Below are 2,324 nucleotides of genomic sequence, written 5' to 3' on the forward strand. Positions count from 1 at the left end.
GCTTCTCGCCGCAGCCCTCTTCGAACTGCCTTACACGCTGGCCTTCAGCGTATTCGGCGCCGCGCTGCTGCTGGGCGCCGCGTTGTGGTACTGGCGCTGGCGCCGCAACAAGCGCGCATCCGGCCAGCTGGGCTCCATGCTCGAACAGCAAGCGGCCGTGAATCCTAAAGCCGATCCCTCGCAACGCCACGAAATGGAGGCGCTGCGCAAGCGCATGCTGGAGGCCATCGCCACCATCAAGACTTCCAAGCTGGGTCTGCGCTCCGGCAGCGCTGCCTTGTACGAGCTGCCCTGGTACATGATCATCGGAAATCCAGCTGCGGGCAAAAGTTCGGCCATTGCCAACTCCGGCCTCCAGTTCCCGCTGTCGGGCAGCCGCATCGTGCAGGGCGTAGGCGGCACCCGCAACTGCGACTGGTTCTTCACCACCGATGGCATCCTGCTCGACACGGCAGGACGCTATTCGGTTAACGATGAAGACCGCGCAGAGTGGTTCGGCTTCCTCGGCCTGCTGAAAAAATACCGCCGCAAGGCGCCGATCAACGGCATCATCATCGCCGTCAGTATCGCCGAACTGATTGGCCGCCGCCCCGAATTTGCAATGGACCTGGCGCACAGCCTGCGCCAGCGCGTGCAGGAGCTGACCGAGAAACTGGAAGTCCACGCGCCGGTCTATATCGTCTTCACCAAAGCAGACCTGATCAACGGCTTTGCGGAATTCTTCCAGGACTGCCAAATCGGCGAGCGCGAACGCGTCTGGGGCGCTACCCTGCCCTACCGCCGCGACCATTCGAACGAGGAGGTACTGAACCAGTTCGATGTCCGCTTCGACGAGCTGTACGAAGGACTGAAGGAAATGAGCCTGGCCAATATGGCGCTGCAATGGCGCGAACGGCTGCCGCCCGGCGTGTTCACCTTCCCGCTGGAGTTCAACGCCATCAAGGCGCCGCTGCGCGCCTTCATCGCCACGCTGTTCGAAGACAATCCCTTCCAGTTCAAGCCGGTGTTCCGCGGTTTCTACTTCACCAGCGCGCTGCAGGAAGGCGAAGGCGTCTCGGCTACCACGCACCGCGTGGCGCAGCGCTTCGACCTGCAATTGCRGGAAGCAGGCCATGGCAGCAATGAGCGCCAGCATGGCTACTTCCTGCTCAAACTGTTCCGCAACGTGATCTTTGCGGACCGCGACCTGGTCGCGCAGTATGCCAGCCCGGCCAAGACGCGCATGCACTACGCGGCCTTCTTCGGCGCGGTGGCGCTGTGCGGACTGCTGCTGGGCGGATGGAGCTGGTCCTACCTGGGCAACCGCCAGCTGGTAGCCAATGTGCAGGCCGATCTGGAGAAAGCCGTCAAACTGCAACAGCAGCGGCCGGACCTGGCGGCCCGCATCGAGGCCATGGAAATCCTGCAGGACCGCATCGAACAGCTGCAACAATTCCGCGATGACCGCCCGCTGTCCGTCAGCCTTGGCCTGTACCAGGGCGAGCTTCTGGAACGCAAGCTGCGCGAGGAATATTTCAACGGCCTGCGTGAAGTGATGCTGAAGCCCGTGAGTCAATCGCTGGAAGCCTTCCTTGCAGAAGTCAATGCCAATGCGGCGCAGCTGCAACCGCAGGCGCATGCGCCGGCGCCCCAGGCACAGCAAGGCATACAGCAGTTCAAGGACGTGGCACCCGACAATGTGGAAGATGCCTACAACGCGCTGAAAACCTACTTGATGCTGGCGGATCGCAACCGCGCCGAAGCCAGCCACCTGAATGACCAGCTGACGCGCTTCTGGCGCGTGTGGCTGGAAACCAACCGCGGCGCCATGCCGCGCGAACAGATGATCCGCAGCGCGGAACGCATGATCGCGTTCTATCTGGAGCAGATCAACGATCCGTCCTGGCCGCAAGTCGAAAACCGCCTGGCGCTGGTCGACCAGTCGCGCACTACGCTGCGCCGCGTGGTGCGCGGCATGCCGGCGCGCGAACGCGTGTACGCAGACGTGAAAGCGCGCGCCGCCACCCGCTATCCGGCAATGACCGTCGCCCGCATCGTCGGCGAACAGGATCGCGAACTGGTCATGGGCAGCTATTCGATCTCCGGCGCCTTCACGCGCGCCGCCTGGGATGGCTTCGTTCGCGATGCCTTCCGCGAAGCCGCCAACCGTGAACTGAGCAGCGCCGACTGGGTGCTGAAGACCGCCAGCAAAGACGATCTGACGCTGGAGGGCAGTCCGGAGCAGATCCAGAAATCGCTGGTGGAGGCCTACAAGAACGATTATGCGAAGGAATGGCAGAAGTTCCTGCAGGGCGTGGCAATCAAGGACCTGGACGGCTTTGCCG

General features: G+C 63.0%; 1 protein-coding gene. It reads left to right on the forward strand.

Annotated features, from left to right (window positions below):
* A partial coding sequence (gene tssM, locus AB4Z11_RS29740; protein WP_442029488.1) for a type VI secretion system membrane subunit TssM occupies window positions 1–2,324 on the forward strand: 2,324 nt, incomplete at both ends.

This window comes from Pseudoduganella sp. RAF53_2, from assembly GCF_052113985.1.
Taxonomy (GTDB): domain Bacteria; phylum Pseudomonadota; class Gammaproteobacteria; order Burkholderiales; family Burkholderiaceae_D; genus Rugamonas.